The organism is Kribbella sp. CA-293567, from assembly GCF_027627575.1.
In the GTDB taxonomy this organism is placed as follows: Bacteria; Actinomycetota; Actinomycetes; order Propionibacteriales; family Kribbellaceae; genus Kribbella.
In genome coordinates, this window is the sequence record NZ_CP114065.1 from 3518687 (window position 1) to 3539391 (window position 20705).

Consider the following 20705-nt stretch of genomic DNA (forward strand, 5'->3'; position numbering starts at 1 on the left):
GTGCCAGATGCCAGAGAACGATGTGAGCCTCACCGGCCGGATCGCCGACAGCCGGGGGACCGGTCTCGACGCGGTGGCGGTCCGCGCCTTCGTGCGGCTGCGCCGGGCGCAGCCGGGCCAGGAACTCGTCCGCTTCGGTGACCGCGACGGCTTCACCGACGGGGAGGGCCGCTATCTGATCGAGGCGGGCCGGGACCAGACACCGGAGCTGCTCCGCGGCGCGGGCGTCTTCATCCGGGTACTGCGTGACGACGTCCAGCTCGGGGAGAGCGAGTTCGTCCGGGTGGAGTTCCCGCGGACCGTGCTGGACCTGACCGTGGAAGGCGGCGAACCGCAGGAGCCAGACCCCGGGGAACCGAACGAACAACCTCGCCGGGTCCACGGAACCGTCCGCGACGAGTACGGCGAACTGCGTGACGACGTGACCGTGCAGGCCTTCGACCGCGACCTCCGCGCCGAACAGTCGCTGGGCAGCAGCCGGAGCCGGGCAGGCCGCTTCGAGATCACCTACCGCCCGTCGCAGTTCCGCCGGGCGGAGAAGCTCTCCGCCGACCTGGTGCTCAAGGTGCTGGACGGCCAGGAGCAGGAGCTCTACCGGACCCCGGTGCACTACAACGTGCCGGACGAGGCCGAGATCGACATCGTCTTCACCGGCCGCGCCTACCAGGGCAGCTCGCAGTGGGAGGAGCAGAGCGGGGCGCTGCTGCCGTTGCTGGAGGACGTCGCGCCGCAGGAACTTCGTGACGACGAGCAGTTCCAGGACATCACCTTCCTGGCCGGGGAGACCGGCTACGACCCGCTGGCGATCGGCACCTGGGCGGCCTGTTTCCGGCTGGCCGAGAAGGCCGAGCGTGAGCAGCTTCCGATCGACGCGGAAGCGTTCTTCGCCTTCCTCGCCCAGGGGCAGCCGTCGATCTTCCACGACTCGTTGCGCGAGGACGTCCGGCACGCCGACCGGCTGGTGCTGCTGGAGGAGAAACTGCTACGGGGGCTGGCCGAGCTGACCGCGGTGCTGCAGGAGTCCCTGCTGGACAAGGCGGTGGCGGACAACCTGGTGTCGGCCCGGATCAGGGACGCGAAGCCCGGGATCCTCGCCGCGCTGGCGCAGTACAAGGTGCGATTCGCGGGGGAGCAGACGTTCGGTGGCGGCAAGGGGACCATCGGGCAGTTGCTCGAGCTGGTGCCGGAGTCGGCGCAGCGCAAGGACGTGTTCCTGACGGCGTTCGCGAATCACGTCGGGCCGCTGACGACGTTCTGGCAGGACCTGGTCCGCGACGAGGTGCTGCCCGCCGAGGCCGTACCGGCGGTGAAGCGGACCTTCGAGCTCGGCGCCCTGACCCGCAACCACGTGCCGTTGGTGCAGGCGCTGAGCCTCCAGCTCGACGACGGGTCGCTGAACGGGTTCCGCAATCTCGCCCGGCTCTCGCAGCCGGAGTGGATCGAGGTGTTCAAGAGCCGGCTGCCGGACGGTCAGGTGGTCGGCGTACCGGCCAACCTGGACGGCGACGACGAGACCCGGATGGCGCAGTACGCGGCGATCCTGGACGGGCAGTTCCAGCGCGCGTACCCGACGGCGTCGTTCGCCGCGAAGCTCGGCCGGGCAGGCGAGGTGCTGCCGCGGGCCAGTGAGGTCACCACGTTCCTGGAGCGCAACGAGTCGTTGCAGCTGGACCGGTTCCGGATCGACCACTACCTCGCCGAGCATCCCGAGGCGATGGAGGGAGTGGAGGATCCGGACGCGCTGACGGCCCAGCTGAAGGCGGTCCAGCGAGCGTTCAAGCTGACGCCGACCTTCGACGGTGTCGAGACGCTGGTGAAACTCGACGCCGGTACCGCCCAGCGAATCTACTTCAAGGGCCAGAGCCAGTTCCTCGCCGCGGTGAAGGACACACCGATCAACAAGGTCGAGGCGCGCCGGATCTACCGCAAGGCGGAGTCCACCTACGCGATGGCGCTGACCTGGTTCGGGCAGTACAACCAGTCCCTCCAGGTCGGTACGCCGTTCGCGGTGCCGGCCCAGGTGCTGGACGCCGAGACGCAGGCCAAGATCGCGGCGCTGCCGAATCTGCAGTCGTTGTTCGGCTCGCTGGACTACTGCGAGTGCCCGCCCTGCCGCTCGGTCTACAGCCCGGCCGCGTACTTCGTCGACATCGTCAGCTTCCTGGCGGACCGCGACAGCCAGGGCACCGGGATCAACGCGGGCAGGTCGGTCCGCGACGTGCTGTTCGAGCGGCGGCCCGATCTCGGCGACGTCGAGCTCAGTTGCGACAACACCAACACCGGTCTCCCGTACGTCGACCTGGTCTGTGAACTGCTCGAGGACGTGGTCGCACCACCGGACGGCGTCGTGCTGTCCGCGGCGATCGAGGCGGACCTGGTCGCGGGGCCGGCGAAGCAGCCGGTGCTGGACGAACTGGCCGCCCGGGAAGTGCCGATCAGTGCCGACGCGCTGGTCTACGCCCCGGACAGCACCGGCCGCTGGGTGATCCGCGACGCCGAGCGCGCGTACGGAGTACGCAAGACCGGGGCGGGTCTGGTGCTGCTGCCCAGCAAGCAGACCTTCCTCTCGGCCGAGGAGGTACGGGCCAACCCCGAGTACATCAACGCGGAGGCCTACACCAAGCTGTCCGGCGAGGTGTTCCCGATCAGTCTGCCGTTCGACCTGTGGAACGTGCAGTCCCGGTCGTACCTGGAGCGGCTCGGAGTACCGCAGGCGCGGCTCTTCGAGTTGTTCCGGCAGCAGAAGGGCGGCGTGCTCGCGCCGGACGCCGTGCAGCTCGAGTCCGCTTGGCTCGGGCTGAACCAGGTGCAGCGGCAGATCATCACCGGTACGCCGATCGGCCGCGATCCCTGGGAGCTGTGGGGGCTGGCGGAGAACGGCAACGACCTGCCCCATCCGGACAAGCCCACGGACCCGACGGCCAACGTCACCGGCAGCTGGCTGAAAGTGCTCTCCGACGTACCGGTGCTGCTCCACCGCACCGGGCTCACCTATCCGCAGTTGCTGCAACTGCTGGACCTGCGCTTCGTGAACCCCACCGGCTCGGTCTTCGTGTTCGAGAACGCCGACCCCAACCAGGCCAACTGCGACACGGCCACCTTCGTGGTCCGCAACCTGACGGCCGGCGTACTGACCAGGATCACCCGGTTCCTCCGGCTCTGGCGCGCGCTCGACCTGCAGCTGTGGGAGCTCGACGGTCTGCTCCCCGACAGCGATCCGGATCCCGCGGTCACGAAGCTCCAGCTCACCGACGCCGTGCTGCAGGACATCGCCCGGATGCAACGGTTGCGCCAGGCAACCAACCTGAGCTGGGCCGAGGTCCGCGCACTGTACGCCGGGATCGACCACACGGCCTACGTCGACCGGAGCAACGGCGGGGTCGCGATCCAGACTCTCTACCAGCGGTTGTTCCGCAACCGGCTCGTCGACGCCGTGGCCGCCTTCCCGGAGTCACCGGAGCTGCTGACCGGACCGATCTCGGCCCGCGTCCCCGGACTGCTGGCCGCCTTCCGGATCAAGGAACACGACCTCACGCGGATCCTGGCGCACCTGACCCCGGCCGACCCGCTCGACCCGCAGGTCCTGGCTGGTCTGTACCGCATCACCGTCCTGGCCCGATCGGCCGGTCTCGCGGTGGAGGATCTGCTGACCCTGATCCGGCTGTCGGGCCAGGACCCGTACGCCGATCCGGCCGCCACGCTGGCCTTCCTCGACCTGGCCCGGCAACTGGCCGGTTCGGGCTTCTCGCCGCGCGAGCTCGACTACCTGCTGACCGATCGGCGGTCCGGCGCCGGCGGGATCGCGCTGGAGGACAAGGCGATCGGCGCGACCCTGAAGGCGTTGCGGGAAGGACTCCAGCGGATCGCCGACGACACGCACGGCAAGCCCGGCGACGCTGCCGAGTTCGTGCAGGAGAAGGTCGCGCAGAGCCTGGCGCTCGACGTGCCCACGACGTACTCGCTACTGGCCGGTCTGCGACTGCCGGGCGGAGCCGACTCGTTGGCGAAGGTGCTGGACGACCCGCGGCTGCTCGCCGTCCTGCCGGACGACAGCTATCAGTTCGCCCTCGACGAGACCGAGTTCCCTTCGCACTTCGCTGCTTTGCGGTTGCTGCACAAGAACGCCCAGGTGATCGGCCGGCTGTCGCTCAGCGCGCTCGACGTGGCGTGGTGGCTGGTCGAGGCCAACGCCGCCGGCCTGGGCTGGCCGCATCCCGCGGACTTCCCGATCGACGCGACCGGACCAGCCGTCGACCTGACCAAGTGGGTGGCTCTTCGGCAGTACTTCGCCTGGCGCGCCGGACTGCCCGCGTCGGAGGGTACGGCGCTGGAGCTGGCCTCGTTGCTGCTCGCCCCGGGAACCACCCCCGCGGACGCCGTGGCCGCGCTGAGCGCCCTCACCGGCTGGAGCAGTGCCGACGTGGTGTCGCTGGCCGAGGCTTTCGGCTGGGCGGACGCGGTGGCCGGGACGGACACGACCGTGCAGCAGTTGTTGCTGCCGGGCACGCTGAACCGGTTGGCGGACTGCTTCGTCGCGCTGCGTTCGCTGGGAGTGACCGCGGCACGAGCGGTGTCGTGGGCGGCGGCACCTCCGACCGAGGAGATCGCGGAGGGGCTCAAGCAGTCGGTCAAGGCGAAGTACGACCTGTCGCAGTGGTTGCAGGTCATCACGCCGATCCAGGACGGCTTCCGGGAGGCCAAGCGGCAGGCTCTGGTGGGCTGGCTGGTGGCTCACCCGAACCAGGCGCAGGGACAGAACTGGGTCGACCCCGACGGTCTGTACGGCTACTACCTGATCGATGTCGAGATGCAGCCGTGCATGGTGACCACCCGGCTCAAGCAGGCGGCGGCCTCGGCGCAGCTGTTCGCCCAGCGGTGCCTGCTGAACCTCGAGGTGGACATCCTGGCGAACTCGGCGCTGGACCAGAAGTGGAAGCAGTGGCCGTGGATGAAGCGGTACCGCGTCTGGGAGGCGAACCGCAAGGTCTTCCTGTACCCCGAGAACTGGATCGAGCCGGAGCTGCGGGACGAGAAGTCGCCGTTCTTCGTCGACCTGGAACAGGAGCTGCTGCAGAACGAGATCACCCAGGAGACGGCCGAGCAGGCCTACCTGAACTACCTGGAGAAGCTGGACGCGGTCGCGAACCTGGAGATCCGCGCGACGTACGACGAGCCGATCGGTACCGACGAGTCGGTCCTGCACGTGGTCGGCCGGACCCGCAGCAGTGCCAGCCCGGACCACTACTACCGCCAGCGCATCAACGGTGCCCGCTGGCTGGCCTGGCGCAAGATCGAACTCGACATCAGCTCGGAGCACCTGGTGATCGGCCTGCACAACCGCAGGCTGCAGCTGCTCTGGCCGCAGTTCCTCTCGAAGGCCGTCCCGCCGTCCACGCTGAAGACGCCCTCGGAGAACGCCAGCACCACCCTGATCCCGCCCTCGAAGTACTGGGAGATCCGGCTGTTCTGGAGTGAGCTGAGGAAGGGCAAGTGGACGCCCAAGGTGCTGTCGGACTCGATGGTCAGCCTGTCGGACGCAACGGTCGGCGGCGACCGGCTCGACAACCTCAGCCTGCGGACCAGGGCCGAGCCGTTCATCCGGACCCGGCTGTTCGCGGCCACCGACACGGCCGCGTACGCGCCGATCAGCAACGCCTGGTTCGACAAGCTCGGCAAGCAGGTCACGGCGACCAGCCACGCCTCGCAGTACGAGCAGCTGGTCTCGCCGGCCGAGAGCCGCTTCCACCACAACCTGATCCTGCACCAGACGCACTCGCACTACTTCTACTACAACGCGATCGAGGAGAGCGGGATCAAGCCGCACCTGCTGACCGCGCACGAGAACGCGCCGGCGATGCGGTTGCTCGACCAGATCGCGCCCAGCCTGACCCACACTGTGATCGACTCCCAGGCCCGCGGTTTCGCCCGGGACGGCTCGTTCTTCGTCTGGGACCCGTGGCGGACCTACTTCGTCGACTACTCCTGGCGGACCGACTGGTCGTACTGGTCGCAGGCGTGGCACGCCAAGGAGATCGCGGAGTTCGAGTTCTTCCCGCACTACCACCCCTACGTCGAGCTGTTCGTCAAGGAGCTCAACATCTGGGGGCTCGGCGGTCTGCTGAACCGGCGGATCCAGGTCGATCCGGCCGGTGTCACCGGCAGCCCGAAGCCGTTCGACTTCGCCGGTTACAAGCCGACCCCGGTGGTGACCAGGCCGTACCCGGTCGAGGACGTGGACTTCAGCTACCAGGGCGCGTACTCGCCGTACAACTGGGAGCTGTTCTTCCACGTGCCGTTCTTCATCGCCAACAAGCTCAGCTCGGACCAGAAGTTCGAGGAGGCGATCAGCTGGTTCCACTACATCTTCGACCCGACCACGCCGGACACCACCACGGCCGACCCGGACACGCCGCAGCAACGGTTCTGGATCACCAAGCCGTTCTACGAGACGACGAAGGCGCAGTACTACCAGCAGAAGATCCAGAACATCATGCTCGGGATCGCCAAGGGCGACGCGGAGTTGCGCGAGCAGGTCAGGGAGTGGCGGGACAACCCCTTCAACCCGCACCTGATCGCCCGGATGCGAACGGTCGCCTACCAGAAGAACGTGCTGATCAAGTACCTCCGGACCCTGATCGCCTGGGCCGACCACCTGTTCGCCCAGGACACCATCGAGTCGATCAACGAGGCGACCCAGCTCTATGTCGTCTGCGCCGAGCTGCGCGGCCCGCGGGCCCGGGTGGTACCACGGCAGAACCCGGTCCCGGTCAAGACCTTCAACCAGCTGCAGCAGGAAGGTATCGATGCCTTCGGCAACGTCCTGACCGAGATCGAGAACCTGGTACCGCCGCCGTCGGGAGCCGGCGGGGGAGCCGGACCGGCCGGTCCGGAGCTGCCGCGGCTGGACGTGCTGTACTTCGGCATCCCGGACAACGACAAGCTGCAGGCGCTCTGGGACACCATCGACGACCGGCTGTTCAAGATCCGGCACTGCATGAACCTGGCCGGGGTCGTCCGGCAGCTGCCGTTGTCCGATCCGCCGATCGACCCGGCCGTGCTGGTCCAGGCGACCGCGGCCGGGCTCGACATCGGTGCCGTGATCAACGACCTGTCCGCACCGACACCGCAGTACCGGTTCGCCGTGATGCTGCGCCGGGCCCAGGCCGTCTGTGACGAGGTGCGGGATCTCGGGTCGGCGATGCTCGCGGCGCTGGAGAAGCGGGACGCCGAGGAGTTCGCGGTACTGCGGGCCGGGCACGAGCAGAAGCTGCTCGACCGGGTCCGGACGATCCGCACCGACCAGATCACCGAGGCACTGCGGAACAAGGAGGCGCTGGAGGCTTCGAAGGCGATCACCCTGGCCCGCTCGGCGCACTACGGCAAGCTGATCGACGACGGCTGGAACGGCTGGGAGAAGGCGTGGCTCGGGCTCACCATCGGCGCGATGGGGCTGGAGGCGGGGGCCACCGCGGTCCGGGCGATCGGCGCCTCGCTGGCCCTGATCGCGGAGATCGACGCCGGCGTCTCCGGCTTCGGTGGGTCGCCGACGGTGAAGCTCAAGATCGGCGGCAAGAACTTCGCCATCTCGCTGTACGGCGTCGCGGACGCGCTGCGAGGTGGCGCGACGATCGCCCAGCTGGGCGCCGGGATGACGTCGACCATCGGCGGTTACGACCGGCGGGCCGAGGACTGGGGGCTGCAGAAGCAGCTGGCTGATCTGCATCTGCCGCAGCTGGACAAGGAGATCACGGCGGCCGACCTCCGGCACCAGATCGCCGTCAAGGAGCTGGCCGGTCAGGAGAAGCGGATCGAGCAGGGCCTGGTCGAGGCGGAGTACCTGAAGACCAAGTTCACCGCCATCGAGCTCTACGAGTGGATGGTCAACCAGGTGTCGATCGTCTACTTCCAGAGCTATCAGCTCGCCTACGACCTGGCCAAACGGGCCGAGCAGAGCTTCCGGTACGAGCTGGGACTGCCGGCCTCGAACTACGTCAAGTTCGGCTACTGGGACAGCCTGAAGAAGGGGCTGCTGGCCGGTGAGCGGCTCTCGTACGACCTGAACCGGCTGGAAGCCGCGTACCTGGAGCAGAACAAGCGGGAGTACGAGCTGACCAAGCACGTGTCGCTCGCGCAGCTCGATCCGGTCGCGTTGCTGTCGCTGCGGGAGAACGGCGAGTGCCATGTCGATCTGCCGGAGGCGCTGTTCGACCTGGACTTCCCGGGACACTACTTCCGGCGGATCAAGTCGGTCAGCCTGTCGATCCCGTGCGTGGCCGGGCCGTACACGTCGATCGCCTGCACCCTGACCATGACGGGGAACCAGTTGCGCGCCGACAACACCCTGCTGGGCGGCAAGTACCCGCGGGACACGGCGGCCGCCGATCCGCGGTTCCGGGACCAGATTGCTTCCGTGCAGTCGATCGCGACCAGCGACGCGCGGCACGACGACGGGATGTTCGTGCTGGACTTCGCCGACGACCGGTACCTGCCGTTCGAGGGGGCCGGGGCGATCAGTTCCTGGAAGTTGCGGATCGCCAAGCAGTACGCGCAGTTCGACCTGGAGACGATCTCCGACGTCGTCCTGCACGTGAGCTACACCGCGCGCGAGGGCGGCGAGGCGCTCGGGGACGCCGCGACCGGCGTACTGAAGAGCACCTTGAACGAGCTCGACCTGGCGGACGGGCGGCAGGGGCTGTACTGGGTGTACGACCTGCAGCGTGACTTCCCCGACGCCTGGTACCGGTTCCTGCGCCCGGGTGCGGCCGGTGACGATCAGCAACTGGCGCTGAGCGAGCTGGCCGGCCGGCTGCCGTTCTTCACGAAGAACGCGGGGGCGAAGAAGGTCCGCCGGATCGAGGTCGTCGCGCGGATCGCCGGTGGTGACCACCAGGTGATGCTGTCGGCGCTCGGCGACGCCCCGGCGGATCTGCTGACTCTCGGGCCGGATCCGGCGTTCGCCGGGATGCACCGGGCCGTCAAGGATCTTGCGGGCGCGGAGGTTCCGCTGGCCGACTGGGTGCTGAAGCTCCGCGCCGACGGCGCCGCCGACTGGCAGTCGGTGCCGCCCGAGGCGATCGAGGAACTGTTCCTGATCATCAACTACACGGTGGGCTGAGATGCTGACAGAACGGGAGATCAGGGATCTGGTGGATCGCATCGTGGCCCGTGCCGATCCCGAGGAGGTGATCGTCATCGGGTCCTATGCCAAGGGCACCGCCACGGCTGCCAGCGATCTCGACCTGGTGCTGATCAGGGACACCGACCTGCCCGTCTCCCGCCGGGCCACCGACGTGACCCCGCTGGTCAGCTCCTCGCTGATCCCGGTGGACATCCACGTCTTCACCCGGGAAGAGGTCGACGAGTACGCCAAGGAGCCCTACTCGTTCCTCTACACCGTCACCACCACCGGCCGAAGTCTCTACCGCCGGGAGTCACATCCCTCGATCACGAAACCGGCCGCCGAGGTGTAGCGGCCGAGTCCGGCTACGCGTCGCGGTCGGCTGTCGCCTCTGCTTCGAGCAGGGCGAAGCCGCACGCGGCGGCGATCGATGCGGCCTGCTCGCTCGCCTCGGTCGCCGAGGCCGCATCGCCCAGGACTCGTCGCGCGGCCGCCAGGGCCAGCAGGGCCTGGGTTTCGAAGTACGGGTAGGTGTCGCGCGCGATCGTGAGGCAGGCCCGTGCCCATTCGATCGCGGCCTCGGCGTCACCCGCTGCCAGATGTGAGGCTGCGACGGTGGCCGCGGTCTGTGCCTGTGCTTTCCGGTCGCGGATGACGGTCGCGAGGTGATGGGCTCGCAACGCCGTCTCCAGTGCCGTGACCCCGTCGCCGTGGTCGATGGAGAGCCTGGCCAGCTCATCCAGCGTGGACAGCTCACCGCGCGGACGCGCACGCTCCTGGTAGGCGTGCAGGACTTCGCCGAGCAGTTCGGCCGAGCGATCGACCGCACCCAGTTGACGCCAGGCACTGGCGAGGTTGCCGCGGTTGACCAGAGCCGAGGTGTCCCTGCCGGTCGCTTCGTTGATCCGCAAGGCCGCACTGAACAGGTCGGCGGCCTCGCGGAGCTGTCCCTGGTAGAGCCGGGTCATGCCGAGCCCGTTGAACGCGACCGCGCGGACGTGGCCCTGCTGGTCGTTCTCGGTCGACTCGAGAGCGCGCCGCATGCATGCGACGGCATCGGCGAGCTTTCCGCCTTCCAGGTAGAACCAGCCCACGTGATGAGCAAGGTACGCCGCGGCAGCCGTCCAGCCGATCGAGGTTGCGAGCGCCTCACCGGCCAGGCAGTCGGCCAGTGCGGCTTCGTCCTGACCCACCGCCGACAGTGCCTGCCCGCGACTGATCAGCATCGCGGTGCGCGCCACGTCGTCGCCCGCTGCGGTAGCTGCAGCCAATCCGGCTTCGGCCGCGGGCAGCCAGCCTTCCACTTCCCGCCGGAGCAGGAAGTAACCCCGGAGCTGGTCGATGATCGTCCAGGACAGCGCAGTGTCGCCGGCCGCGGCTGCCTGGCGCACGATCGCCAGCAACGTGGGCAGTTCGTCGTCGAGCCAGTTGAGCGCTTCGCTCTCGGTGGCGAACTGCTGGACCGGTTCGGGGCGGGCGCGGAGCCGGACGAGTTGGGGATACACCCGGTCCATCGCGGCCGTGACCGCGTCGGCATACCAGGAGAGGAGGCGGGCACGGGCGCTGCTGGACTCCGGGTCGTCGGCGCGCAGGCGACCGGCGTACAGGCCGAGCAGGTCGTGGAAGCGGTAGCGATTCCTGGTGTACTGCAGCAGCATGTTCGCCTCGAGCAGGTCTTCCAGGACCTGGTCGGCCTCGACGGCGGAGATGCCCAGCAGTACGCCGGTGCTGTCGGCGCTGAAGTCGTCGCCCGGGTGCAGATCGCAGAGCCGGAAGGCGCGCTGCGCTTCGGGGCTCAGGTCCGCGTAGCCCAGCTGGAAACTGTTCAGCACACTGGACTCGCCGACACTCAGCTCGGTGAGGCGGCGGCTGCCGTCGTACAGGCGGCGGGTGAGATCGGAGACGGTCCACTCCGGCCGGGTGGCGAGCCGTGCGCCGGCGATGCGCAGTGCGAGCGGAAGCCGGGCGCAGGCCTCCGCGAGAGCGGCCGCGCCCTCGGCGTCGTCACCGAGCGGGTGGGCTCTCGCAGTGGCGGCGATCAGCAGAACGGCCTCCTGCTGGGGGAGGGGCTCGAGTCCGACGACGCCGACGGTGTCCAGGCCCGGCAGTCGGCGGCGGCTGGTCACGATGACGTCGCTGCGCCCCGCACCCGGGAGGAGGAGACGGATCTGAGCCGCATCCTGCGCGTTGTCGAGGAGTACGAGCATGCGTCGACCGGCCAACTCGCTGCGCAGCAGAGCCGCGGCCTCGGTTTCGTCGGTGCCGATCCGCCGGCTCGGGACACCGAGTGCCCGCAGGAACCGGCCGAGCACCTGGATCGGCGCCGGCGCCGCCGGACCGTGACCGCTGCCGCTGCCACGGAGATCCGCGTAGAGCTGGCCGTCGGGGTACTCGGCGCGCAGGTGATGTGCGGCTTCGAGAGCGAGGGCGGTCTTGCCGACGCCCGCGATGCCGTTGATCAGCACGACCCGCGAAGACGTGGCGCCGGGTCGCATGAGCGCGGTACGGATTGCTGTCAGCTCGTCGCTCCGGCCGACGAAGTCAGGCGGAGCGGAGGGAGTCTGCTGGACCACCACTCGTTCCTCGGCCGGATCGTCGTGCTGCCGGAGTACGTGCAGTTGCGCGGCGCGGAGACGCTCGCCCGGCTGCACACCGAGCTGCTCGCCCAGTGCCGAGCGGATCCGGTCGTACGCCGCCAGGGCTTCGGCTTGCCGATCGCTCGCCGCCAGAGTGTGGATCAGCTCGACGTGCAGCGGCTCGTCGAGAGCGTGCCGCGCGGTCAAGCTCAGCAGGGCGGTCAGCGCCAGCTCCGGCTCACCGGCTTCGCGAGCCACGGCAGCCAGGGTGCGAACCGCGGCGGCGTAGTCGGTGGAGATCGCGATGTAGAGCGGGCTGGCTGTGATCGCCTCCACATCTGTCTCACCGCGCCACAACGCGACCGCGGCGGAGAGTTTCGTCAGTGCCGCGGCCGGTCCTTCGACGTCAGCCTTTTCGACGAGGTTGTAGAAGGCCAGCAGATCAAGGGTTTCCGAGCTCGCTTCCAACCGGTAGCCGTTGCCACTGCCAACGATCATCGGGAACTCCGCGCCGTCCGGCGCCAGCAGCCGGCGCAGCCTGGCGACGCGCGTGTGCAGCAGACTCACCGCGTTCGCCGGGACGGTGCGCGGCCAGAGCAGGTCGACGAGTTCGTCCTGGCTGACCGTTGTACCGACGGAGATGGCGAGTCGAGCCAGCAGCGTGCGTTGCGGGCCCGAGCTCAGCAACACGGGCACGTCGCCGTACCGGACCTCGATCGGCCCCAGGATGCCGATGTACGGCCGGCCGGTGGCGCCGGAAGGCGGCGACGAGGCAGAGCGTTGAGCAGCGGCGGCAGCTTGCAGCTTCTCCGTGTCACGTTCCGACAGCTCGAGCGCGGCCGCCAACGCCCGGACCGACGCCGGTTTCGGGCTCCTGGTCCTGCCCTGCTCCAGATCGCGAACCGCCCCCGCGCTGAGTCCGGCCAGATCGGCCAGCCCACGCTGTGTCATCCCGGCGGTCCGGCGAAACTCCCGCACCAACACACCGAACTGGTAGCCCCTGAGACGGCCGGTTCCCGGGTGGGTCTCCTGCAGCCTGCCGGACACGGTGAGCATCCTACGGGCCGCGCGCAGTCACGGGGAAACACCGGTACTGTCCGCCCGGTGAAACACCGCCTTCTCACAGCCATGCTTGTGCTGGTTCCCGTCGTACTCGCAGGCTGTTCCTTCCCCCAGGCCGGAGCAGAACCACGCTCGTCGCCTACTCCGTCCACCCGTCCATCGAAGCCGTCACCCTCCCGGCCCACCGCTTCGTCGAGCCCTGTCCCGGTCACTGGGACGGCGAAGGCGATCATCGCCGAGCTGGGTCGCGTACGTGTTCTGGCGATCCGCCCTGAGGCACCGGGGTACCGGCGCGACCAGTTCGGTCAGGCCTGGTCGGACGACCACGCCGGACTCGGCGGCCACAACGGCTGCGACACCCGCAACGACGTCCTCGGAGCGCAGTTGCAGGCACGCAAGTACCGCGGCAGGTCTCAGTGTGTGGTGATCGCCGGCACCCTGGTCGCCGAGCCGTACACCGGCAAGCGCCTCGAGTTCCGCAAGGAGGCCGCGGCCGAGATCCAGATCGATCACATCTATCCGCTCTCGCGCGCCTGGGACATGGGTGCCGCCAAGTGGCCGAAGCAACGCCGCGTCGACTTCGCCAACGACGCAGCATCGAACCTGATCGCCGTCTCCGGCCCGGCCAACGCTTCCAAGAGCGACTCCGGACCGGGGGAGTGGTTGCCGATCAACCGCGCCTACCGCTGCACCTATGTCCTGCGCTACCTCCAGGTCGCCCGCAAGTGGTCGCTCCCGATCACCGCGGCGGACCGCGACTCCGCCAGAACCATCACCCACATCTGCCGTTAGGAGCAGCCGGGCCTCCTGGCCCGAAATTGGGCATCGAGTGCTCACGCGCTGCCCGGTGTTTCGATCGCATGCTCTGAAGGGGCCCCGCCAACGGCCCCGGAAAGAGGAGATCTGATGCGTAGACCGTTCTGGAAGGCCGCGGTGGGCACAGTGCTCACCGCGGGCCTCGTCACCACCGTGATCGCTGTCTCAGGAGCTGCCCAGGCCGATCCGGCCGGCGTCTTCCGCACCCTGAACTGGGAGAACCCCGCCGATCTGACGCTGCCGAACGCCGCGCCGCCGGGCTGGATCAAGCAGGGCGGCGCCACCAGCACGACCCGGCCGTACGCGATCACCACCGTCGCCGGCGCCCCGGCCAGGGACGGCGGGACCGTGGCCCGGTTCGAGCTCCGTTCGACCGATCCGCTCGCCAACAACGGCACCCGGACCGAGCTCAGTCAGAATGACAACCAGCCCCGCACCGCCGACCGGTGGTACGGCTTCAGCATCAACCTGGCCGCGGACTACGCACCGGACCGCTCGCGCGACATCGTCTCGCAGTGGCACGACTGCGACAACGTCGACCAGGGCTGCGACGGTGGGTCACCGCCGCTGGCGCTGATGACGGAGCGCGGCAACTGGAAGATCGACTTCCTCGGCAACATCCTCGACCTGGGCGCCTACCAGCCGACGCAGTGGACCGACTGGGTCTTCCACGTGAAGTGGTCCACCGGCAACGACGGGGTGCTGGAGATCTGGAAGAACGGCCAGCGGATGGTGCCCGCCTACAAGGGCCGGACCTTCACCAAGGGTCCTCGCTCGCCGTACTTCAAGTTCGGCATCTACAAGTGGGACTGGAACAAGAACAAGAACACGAACAACCCGCCGTCGGACACCCGCAAGCGAGTCCTGTACTACGACGCGCTGCGGCTCGGCAACGAGAACGCCACCTACGCCGACGTCGACCCGGCCCAGGGCGGCGGAACCCCGCCGCCTCCGCCGCCACCGCCGCCGACCTGCACGGCTCCGGCCGCCCTGCCGATCCAGAACGTCTTCGCCTCCACCTCCGAAGCAGCCAACCCGCCGAAGAACGTGCTCGACGGCCGGTTGCTGACCAGGTGGTCGGGTCAGGGGTACGGCGCCGCGCTGTACGCCGACCTCGGCTCCGTCCGCAAGCTCTGCGCCGCCCAGGTCGCGTGGCACCGCGGCAACCAGCGGTGGAACGACTTCACTGTGTACACCTCCACCGACAATGTCACCTATACCAAGGCCTGGGAGGGCCGCAGTTCCGGCAAGACCATGCAACTGGAGACCTGGAAGTTCACCGGTGCCGCACGGGACGCCCGCTACGTCCGGGTCTCCTTCTGGCAGAACCCGGAGAACGACTGGGCGAGCATCAGCGAACTCAAACTGCTGGGCTGACCGCACGAATATTGCCAAAGGCAACTGATCGCAAGGGTGGCGACGGCTCCGGCCGGCGCCACCCTTCGGCGTACTGCGTCGATCAGTTGTCGCGGGCAATCATCAGCCAGCTGACCTGGATGTCCGGTGAGCGGGTCGGGGCGACGGTGACAGTGATGTTGCCCTCGGCCCCGACCACGACTCCGGCGTACTGCGCCGCGACGTTCGCGCTGGTGAACAGTCGTTCCGCGTCGACCGTCGTGCCGTTCACCGACACCTTCGCCGCGCGGTTCGCCCAGGGCCAGGGGTCGTGGTAGCCGGCATGCACGGTGTAGGTCCCGGGCTCGAGCCCGCCGAAGGTGTAGACGAGTGGTTCGTGGTTCTTGGCGTACCGCAAGGTGCTGTAGAGGTCGCCGGTCGACGTGCCGCTGGTGCCGCTCGCTCCGGTGTAACCCCATGTCGTTCCAGTGACCGGGTCGGTCCCGGTCGGCTGCTCCGGGATCGAGTTCAGTAGGGCGCCCTCACTGCCGGCCGCTCGTGTCAGCTTCAGCCAATCCGCGGTGGCCGCACCACCGGCGTTCACCGCGTAGCGCACGTGGTGAGGCACCACGACGATCGATCGGGTGAACGTGCGTCCGTCGGCCAGCGTGCCGCGGAGATTCGCCGGGCCGGGCTGAGCGATCGTCGACCGGTCCCACGTCACGGCCACCTGTTGGGATCGCCGACCGGTCTTCACCGTGACCTCGGCCGGGAGAGTGGTGATGTCGTTCAGCCACACGTGATCCGGCAGGGCGGTGTCGACGGTCCAGCGCTGGTAGGGCTGAAGGTCGCCGAGCTTCCACTCCTGATCCCGGCCGATCGACAGGCTGCCGCCCTCGCCGAAGCTCATCGGGAGCCAGACGTACGGTGCGTTGACCAGATCGTCGGGCGTCCAGCGGTCGCCCATGTAGAAGTACTTTCCGGCCGCGGCGTCGTACGGGACGACGTTGGTGCTCTGCGAGCGGTACGTGGTCGCGGCACCGTCCCCGCTGATCGGATTCCCCCGGTCGGTCCACTGCCCGAGGATGCTGGTGGCGGTGGCGTAGCGAGCCGGGTTCGGATCCCAGCCGGTCGCGCCCGAGGTCACCAGGTAGTAGGTCCCCTCGGACTTGAACATCGCGGGCGCCTCGCGCTGGTTGCACGCCAGCGTGCGAACGAAGTCCTTGCCCTGTACGGCGTTCTCCGGCTTGGCCGACAGATAGGTGTAGTCCCGGTCGAGCTTGGAGACGTACATCGTCCGGTTCTCCTCGGACGAGTAGATGAGGTAGCCGCGGCCGTCGTCGTCGACGAACAGGTTCATGTCGCGCGCCATTCCGCCGGCCGGATCGAACGCCGGGCCGCTTCCGCACCAGGTCACCGAGTCGCTCGGAACCCGGTTCAGCCGGTAGGAGTCGATCCAGCGGAACGGGCCGATGGGGGAGTCGGAGATCGCGACTCCGGCCTCGGCCCGGGCGTAGGTCGACGTACTGGCCGGGGTGGACGGGCCGTCGGAGTGCACCCACATCACCCACTTGCGGGTCGCCTGGTTGTAGACGACCTTCGGGCGTTCGAGGATCGACGGCGCGGCCCAGCCGTCGGAGCGCACCTTGTTGGTGGACAGGTCGCGCCAGACGACGTCCTTCTGGGCCGGGGTGTACTTCTTGTAGAGCTTGGAGAAGTACTTGTCCTGCTCGAACTGCTCCGGCGAACTCATCGCCCGCAGTGCCAGTCCTTCGTCCTTCCAGTTGTACAGGTCGGAAGAGGAATAGACGTGCACGCCCGGGCTGTCGAAGTACCCGTTGCTGCGATCTTCGCCGTACCAGTACCAGATGCGCCGGCCACGGTGGTCCTTCGCGGCCACGACCTGGCCACCGTGCGCCTGGATCACCTTGCCCGAGGTGTCGCGCCACTCCGCTCCTGGCCGAAGCGACTCGTACTGCGGCGGGCCGACCGCTGGGGTGAGAGCCGGTTCCGGCGGGGCCGAGCTGGCGGGCCCGGCGGTGAAAGCCGTGCTCAGTGCCACCAGGACAGCGCCCAGGATCGCGGCTGTCCGGGCAGGGCGGGGCATGCGTGATCTCATCGGGTGGTCCTCACCAGCGATCGAGCGCCGGGGCGGCGCGAGGGTGTGAGTGAGCGGGATGTTTACGTCAACACGATCGAGTGGTGACGATTAGAGCCCGCGTCCGGCCGCGCCGTCAAGGGTCCGGAGCGAGTGACCTGCCGGCGGCGTCAGGCCGGCGGCAGGGCGAACGGGAGCGGCATCGAGGAGTCGCGGATGACGAGTTCGGGGTTCACCAGGACCCGCTGGTTCGGCCTTCGCCGGCCCTCGGTCAGCCGCGCGACCATCTGCTCGACCGCGATCCGGCCGACCATCGACTTCGGCGGGCGAACCGCTGTCAGGGCAGGTTCCACCAGCTGCGCGATCTCGTCGTCGTAGGCAACGATCGCGAGGTCGTCGGGGATCGCGATGCCCTGCTCGGCGCAGTACTGGGCGACGGACATGGCGTCGGGGTCGGAGTGGATCACCAGCGCGGTGGTGCCGGCCGCGCGGCACTGGGCCAGCAGCTGGGCGATGGTGTCGCGGTGGCCGGGCTGGTCCATGGTGACCGACTCCCGGATCACCAGGCCGGCTGGAATGCCGAGCTCCGCGCAGACCAGGTCCCAGCCGCGGGCCAGATGGGCCGAGGTCGGGCTGCCCTTGGACAGCAGCAGGCCGAGGGAGCGGTGCCCCTGGTCGTGCAGATGACGGACGGCCAGTTCGACGCCGAGAGCGTGGTCGCTGCGGACGAACTCGAGCTGGTGCTTGGTCGGAGTCCAGCGCGGCGGCTGGCGCTCGACCAAGATCACCGGGACCGGCAGGTTGTCGATCCACTGGACCATCTCGCCGACACCGTCCCCTTCCAGATTCGGCGCGAGCAGCAGGCCCTGGACCTGCTGGGCCTCGATCAGCCGGCTGATCTGGCGGCGGTCCTCGGCCCAGTCGTAGGTCGAGCCGCGGAGCTGGATCGCGACGCCCTGGGCGGCGGCCGCCGATCGGGCTCCGCCGACGATCGGCGGCCAGTAGTAGTCGAGTGAGGGGACGACCATGCCGATGGTGAACCGGGGAGCGGCGCGGTGCCGGCGCTGCGCCGAAGCCGGAGCCAGGTCGGTCGGCAGGGTCGCTCCACCGTGGACCTTGGTCAGCAGGTTCTGCGCCGCCAGTGCGGTGATGTCACGCCGGATCGTCAGCTCGCTGACGCCGAGCAGCGCGGCCAGCTCCTTCACCCGGACGGCGCCGTGCCGGCGCAGTTCGTCCATCAGGCGTTCGTGGCGTTGCAGCCCGAAGAGACGTTCGTCGGACATCGGGAGCCTCACTGTTCGAGTCTGAACGTTTACGACCGATTGAGAACGAGCTGTAGAAGTTGTGATCGGTCAAGACATCTCATGTTCACATGAACGCAACGGTAACCGCTTGCCCGGCGTTGCTGGTGATGAGCCAGGAGGCCTTCCAGGCGCACTTCGACCAGCCGAGGCTCGGCCGGCTGCGCGAACTGGTCAGGCTCCCGGAGCCGGTCTGGGTCGACGAGCTCGACTCGCCGCAGGCCCGGGCGCGACTGGCCGAGGCGGAACTGCTGATCACCTCCTGGGGCGTACCGCGTCTCACCGCGGATCGCCTGGCCGTGGCGCCGCGGCTGAAAGCCGTCTTCCACGCCGCGGGCAGCGTCCGCTCGATGGCCGACGACGAGTTCTGGTCGCGGGACCTGGTGGTCACCAGCGCCGCCGACGCGAACGCGGTACCGGTGGCCGAGTACACGCTGGCGGCGGTCATCCTGGCCGGCAAGAAGGCGCCGTTCCTGGCTGCCGACGCGGCCACGGCCTACCGCGGCTGGAGTCTTCCGCGCGGCTACGGCGACCTGTCCAACTTCCGGCGGACGATCGGTGTCGTCGGGTTCTCCAGGATCGGCCGCCGGGTGGTCGAGCTGCTGCGGGTCCTCGAGGGATCGACCGTCCTGGTAGCCGACCCGTACGCCGATCCGGCCGAGGTCGCCGCGGCCGGAGCCGAACTGGTCGAGCTGGACGACTTGCTGCCGCGAGTGGACGTGCTCTCGCTGCACGCGCCGGAGCTGCCGAGCACCCACCACCTGATCGGCGCCGCCGAACTCGCCCGGCTGCCCGACCACGCAACGGTCGTCAACACCGCCCGCGGCACGCTGGTCGACTCGGTCGCGCTCGCCGCCGAGTGCCGGCCGGGCCGGTTGTTCGCGATCCTCGACGTCACCGATCCCGAGCCGCTGCCCGCGGACTCACCGTTGCGCTCCACCCCGAACGTGATGATCACCCCGCACCTGGCCGGCTCGCTCGGCACCGAGATCCACCGGCTCACCGATCACACGCTCGACGAACTGACCCGCTGGCTGGCCGGTGATCCGCTCCGCAGCCGGATCACCGCCGAGGCCTTCCCACTCAGCGCCTGACCCCGTCCGCAGTCCGAAGTACAAGGAGACCGTCGTGAAGCGACACCTCGTTCCCACCCTCGCTGCCGCGGCAGCACTGGCCCTGCTCACCGCTTGTGGTGGCGGCTCGCCCGAACCGGCGGCCGACGGCAGACAGACCATCAAGCTGGCGCTGTGGAACTACGCGACCACCCCGGAGTTCAAGGCGATCATCGACGGGTTCGAGCAGGCCAATCCCGGCATCGACGTCCAGCCGGTCGACATCCTGGCCGACGACTACGCCGAGAAGGTCACCACGATGCTGGCCGGTGGCGACTCCACCGACGTGCTGACGATGAAGAACGTCATCGACTACTCGCGGTTCGGCACCCGCGGCCAGCTGGTGCCGCTCACCGACGAGGCGAAGAAGCTCGACCCGGCGAAGTACTCCGGGCTGGACGCGTACGACCTGGACGGCAAGTACTTCGCGCTGCCGTACCGCCAGGACTTCTGGGTGCTCTACTACAACAAGGCGCTGCTCGAGCAGGCCGGAGTCGCGGAGTCCAAGCTGCACAACCTCAGCTGGGACGGCTACGCGGAGCTCGCCAAGAGCCTGACCAAGGGCAGCGGTGGGGGCAAGGTGTACGGCGCCTACCAGCACACCTGGCGGTCGGTGGTGCAGGCGACGGCGGCGGCCCAGACGGGCAGTGATCTGCTCGGCGGCGACTACGGGTTCTTCAAGGACCAGTACAAGCTCACGCTGGACCTCCAGCAGCACGGTGCATTGATGCCCTGGGCAACGGCATCGAGTCAGAAGGTCACCTACAACACGATGTTCTCCACCGGCAAGGCCGTGCTGATGCCGATGGGCACCTGGTACGCCTCGACGCTGCTGGCCGACACCAAGGCCGGCAAGACCAAGGTCGAGTGGGGAGTCGCGCCGCTGCCGCAGCGCGCCACCGACGGCAAGGTCACCACGTTCGGTTCACCGACCGCCTTCGCCGTGAACAAGAACTCCAAGAACGCCGACGCGGCGAAGAAGTTCGTCGAGTGGGCAGCGAGCGAAGCAGGCGCGACCGCGGTCGCGCAGGCCGGAGTGACGCCCGCGCTGCAGAGCCAGAAGATCCTGGACACGTACTTCGCCCTGCCGGGTGTGCCGCAGGACGAGGTGGCGAAGAAGGCGTTCAAACCCGATCAGGTGGCACTGGAGATGCCGGTCAGCGACAAGTCCTCGGACGTCGACCAGCTCCTCACCGAGGAGCACGAACTGGTCATGACGGGGGAGAAGTCGCTCGACGACGGCGTGGCCGAGATGTCCAAGCGGGTCAAGAACGAGGTCGGCTGACC

Annotated in this window: 9 protein-coding genes; 6 read left to right on the forward strand and 3 right to left on the reverse strand. The window is 68.7% G+C overall.

What is annotated here, in order from left to right:
* Positions 1–7: 7 nt before the first annotated feature.
* Positions 8–9115, forward strand: coding sequence for a neuraminidase-like domain-containing protein (locus tag OX958_RS16340; protein WP_270138570.1), 9108 nt, complete (start codon positions 8–10; stop codon positions 9113–9115).
* Between the two features lies 1 nt (position 9116).
* Positions 9117–9470, forward strand: coding sequence for a nucleotidyltransferase domain-containing protein (locus OX958_RS16345; protein WP_270138572.1), 354 nt, complete (start codon positions 9117–9119; stop codon positions 9468–9470).
* A 13-nt stretch (positions 9471–9483) separates the two neighbouring features.
* Here the strand turns inward: OX958_RS16345 and OX958_RS16350 are convergent, their stop codons facing one another.
* Positions 9484–12741 (reverse strand): BTAD domain-containing putative transcriptional regulator, encoded by a 3258-nt coding sequence (locus OX958_RS16350; RefSeq protein WP_270138574.1) that lies wholly within the window; start codon positions 12739–12741, stop codon positions 9484–9486.
* A 57-nt stretch (positions 12742–12798) separates the two neighbouring features.
* Here OX958_RS16350 and OX958_RS16355 point away from each other — a divergent pair, with 57 nt between their 5' ends.
* Positions 12799–13548 (forward strand): HNH endonuclease family protein, encoded by a 750-nt coding sequence (locus OX958_RS16355; RefSeq protein WP_270138576.1) that lies wholly within the window; start codon positions 12799–12801, stop codon positions 13546–13548.
* A 114-nt stretch (positions 13549–13662) separates the two neighbouring features.
* Positions 13663–14949, forward strand: a complete 1287-nt coding sequence (locus tag OX958_RS16360; protein ID WP_270138578.1) for a heparin lyase I family protein — start codon at positions 13663–13665, stop codon at positions 14947–14949.
* 82 nt (positions 14950–15031) lie between these two features.
* Here the strand turns inward: OX958_RS16360 and OX958_RS16365 are convergent, their stop codons facing one another.
* Entirely contained in the window at positions 15032–17026 is a 1995-nt protein-coding gene (locus OX958_RS16365) for a glycoside hydrolase family 43 protein (protein WP_270138580.1), read from the reverse strand.
* Between the two features lie 149 nt (positions 17027–17175).
* Positions 17176–18288 (reverse strand): substrate-binding domain-containing protein, encoded by a 1113-nt coding sequence (locus OX958_RS16370; protein ID WP_270138582.1) that lies wholly within the window; start codon positions 18286–18288, stop codon positions 17176–17178.
* An 89-nt stretch (positions 18289–18377) separates the two neighbouring features.
* Here OX958_RS16370 and OX958_RS16375 point away from each other — a divergent pair, with 89 nt between their 5' ends.
* Positions 18378–19400, forward strand: coding sequence for a hydroxyacid dehydrogenase (locus OX958_RS16375; RefSeq protein ID WP_270138584.1), 1023 nt, complete (start codon positions 18378–18380; stop codon positions 19398–19400).
* A gap of 34 nt (positions 19401–19434) precedes the next feature.
* Positions 19435–20703 (forward strand): ABC transporter substrate-binding protein, encoded by a 1269-nt coding sequence (locus OX958_RS16380; protein WP_270138586.1) that lies wholly within the window; start codon positions 19435–19437, stop codon positions 20701–20703.
* Positions 20704–20705 lie beyond the last annotated feature (2 nt).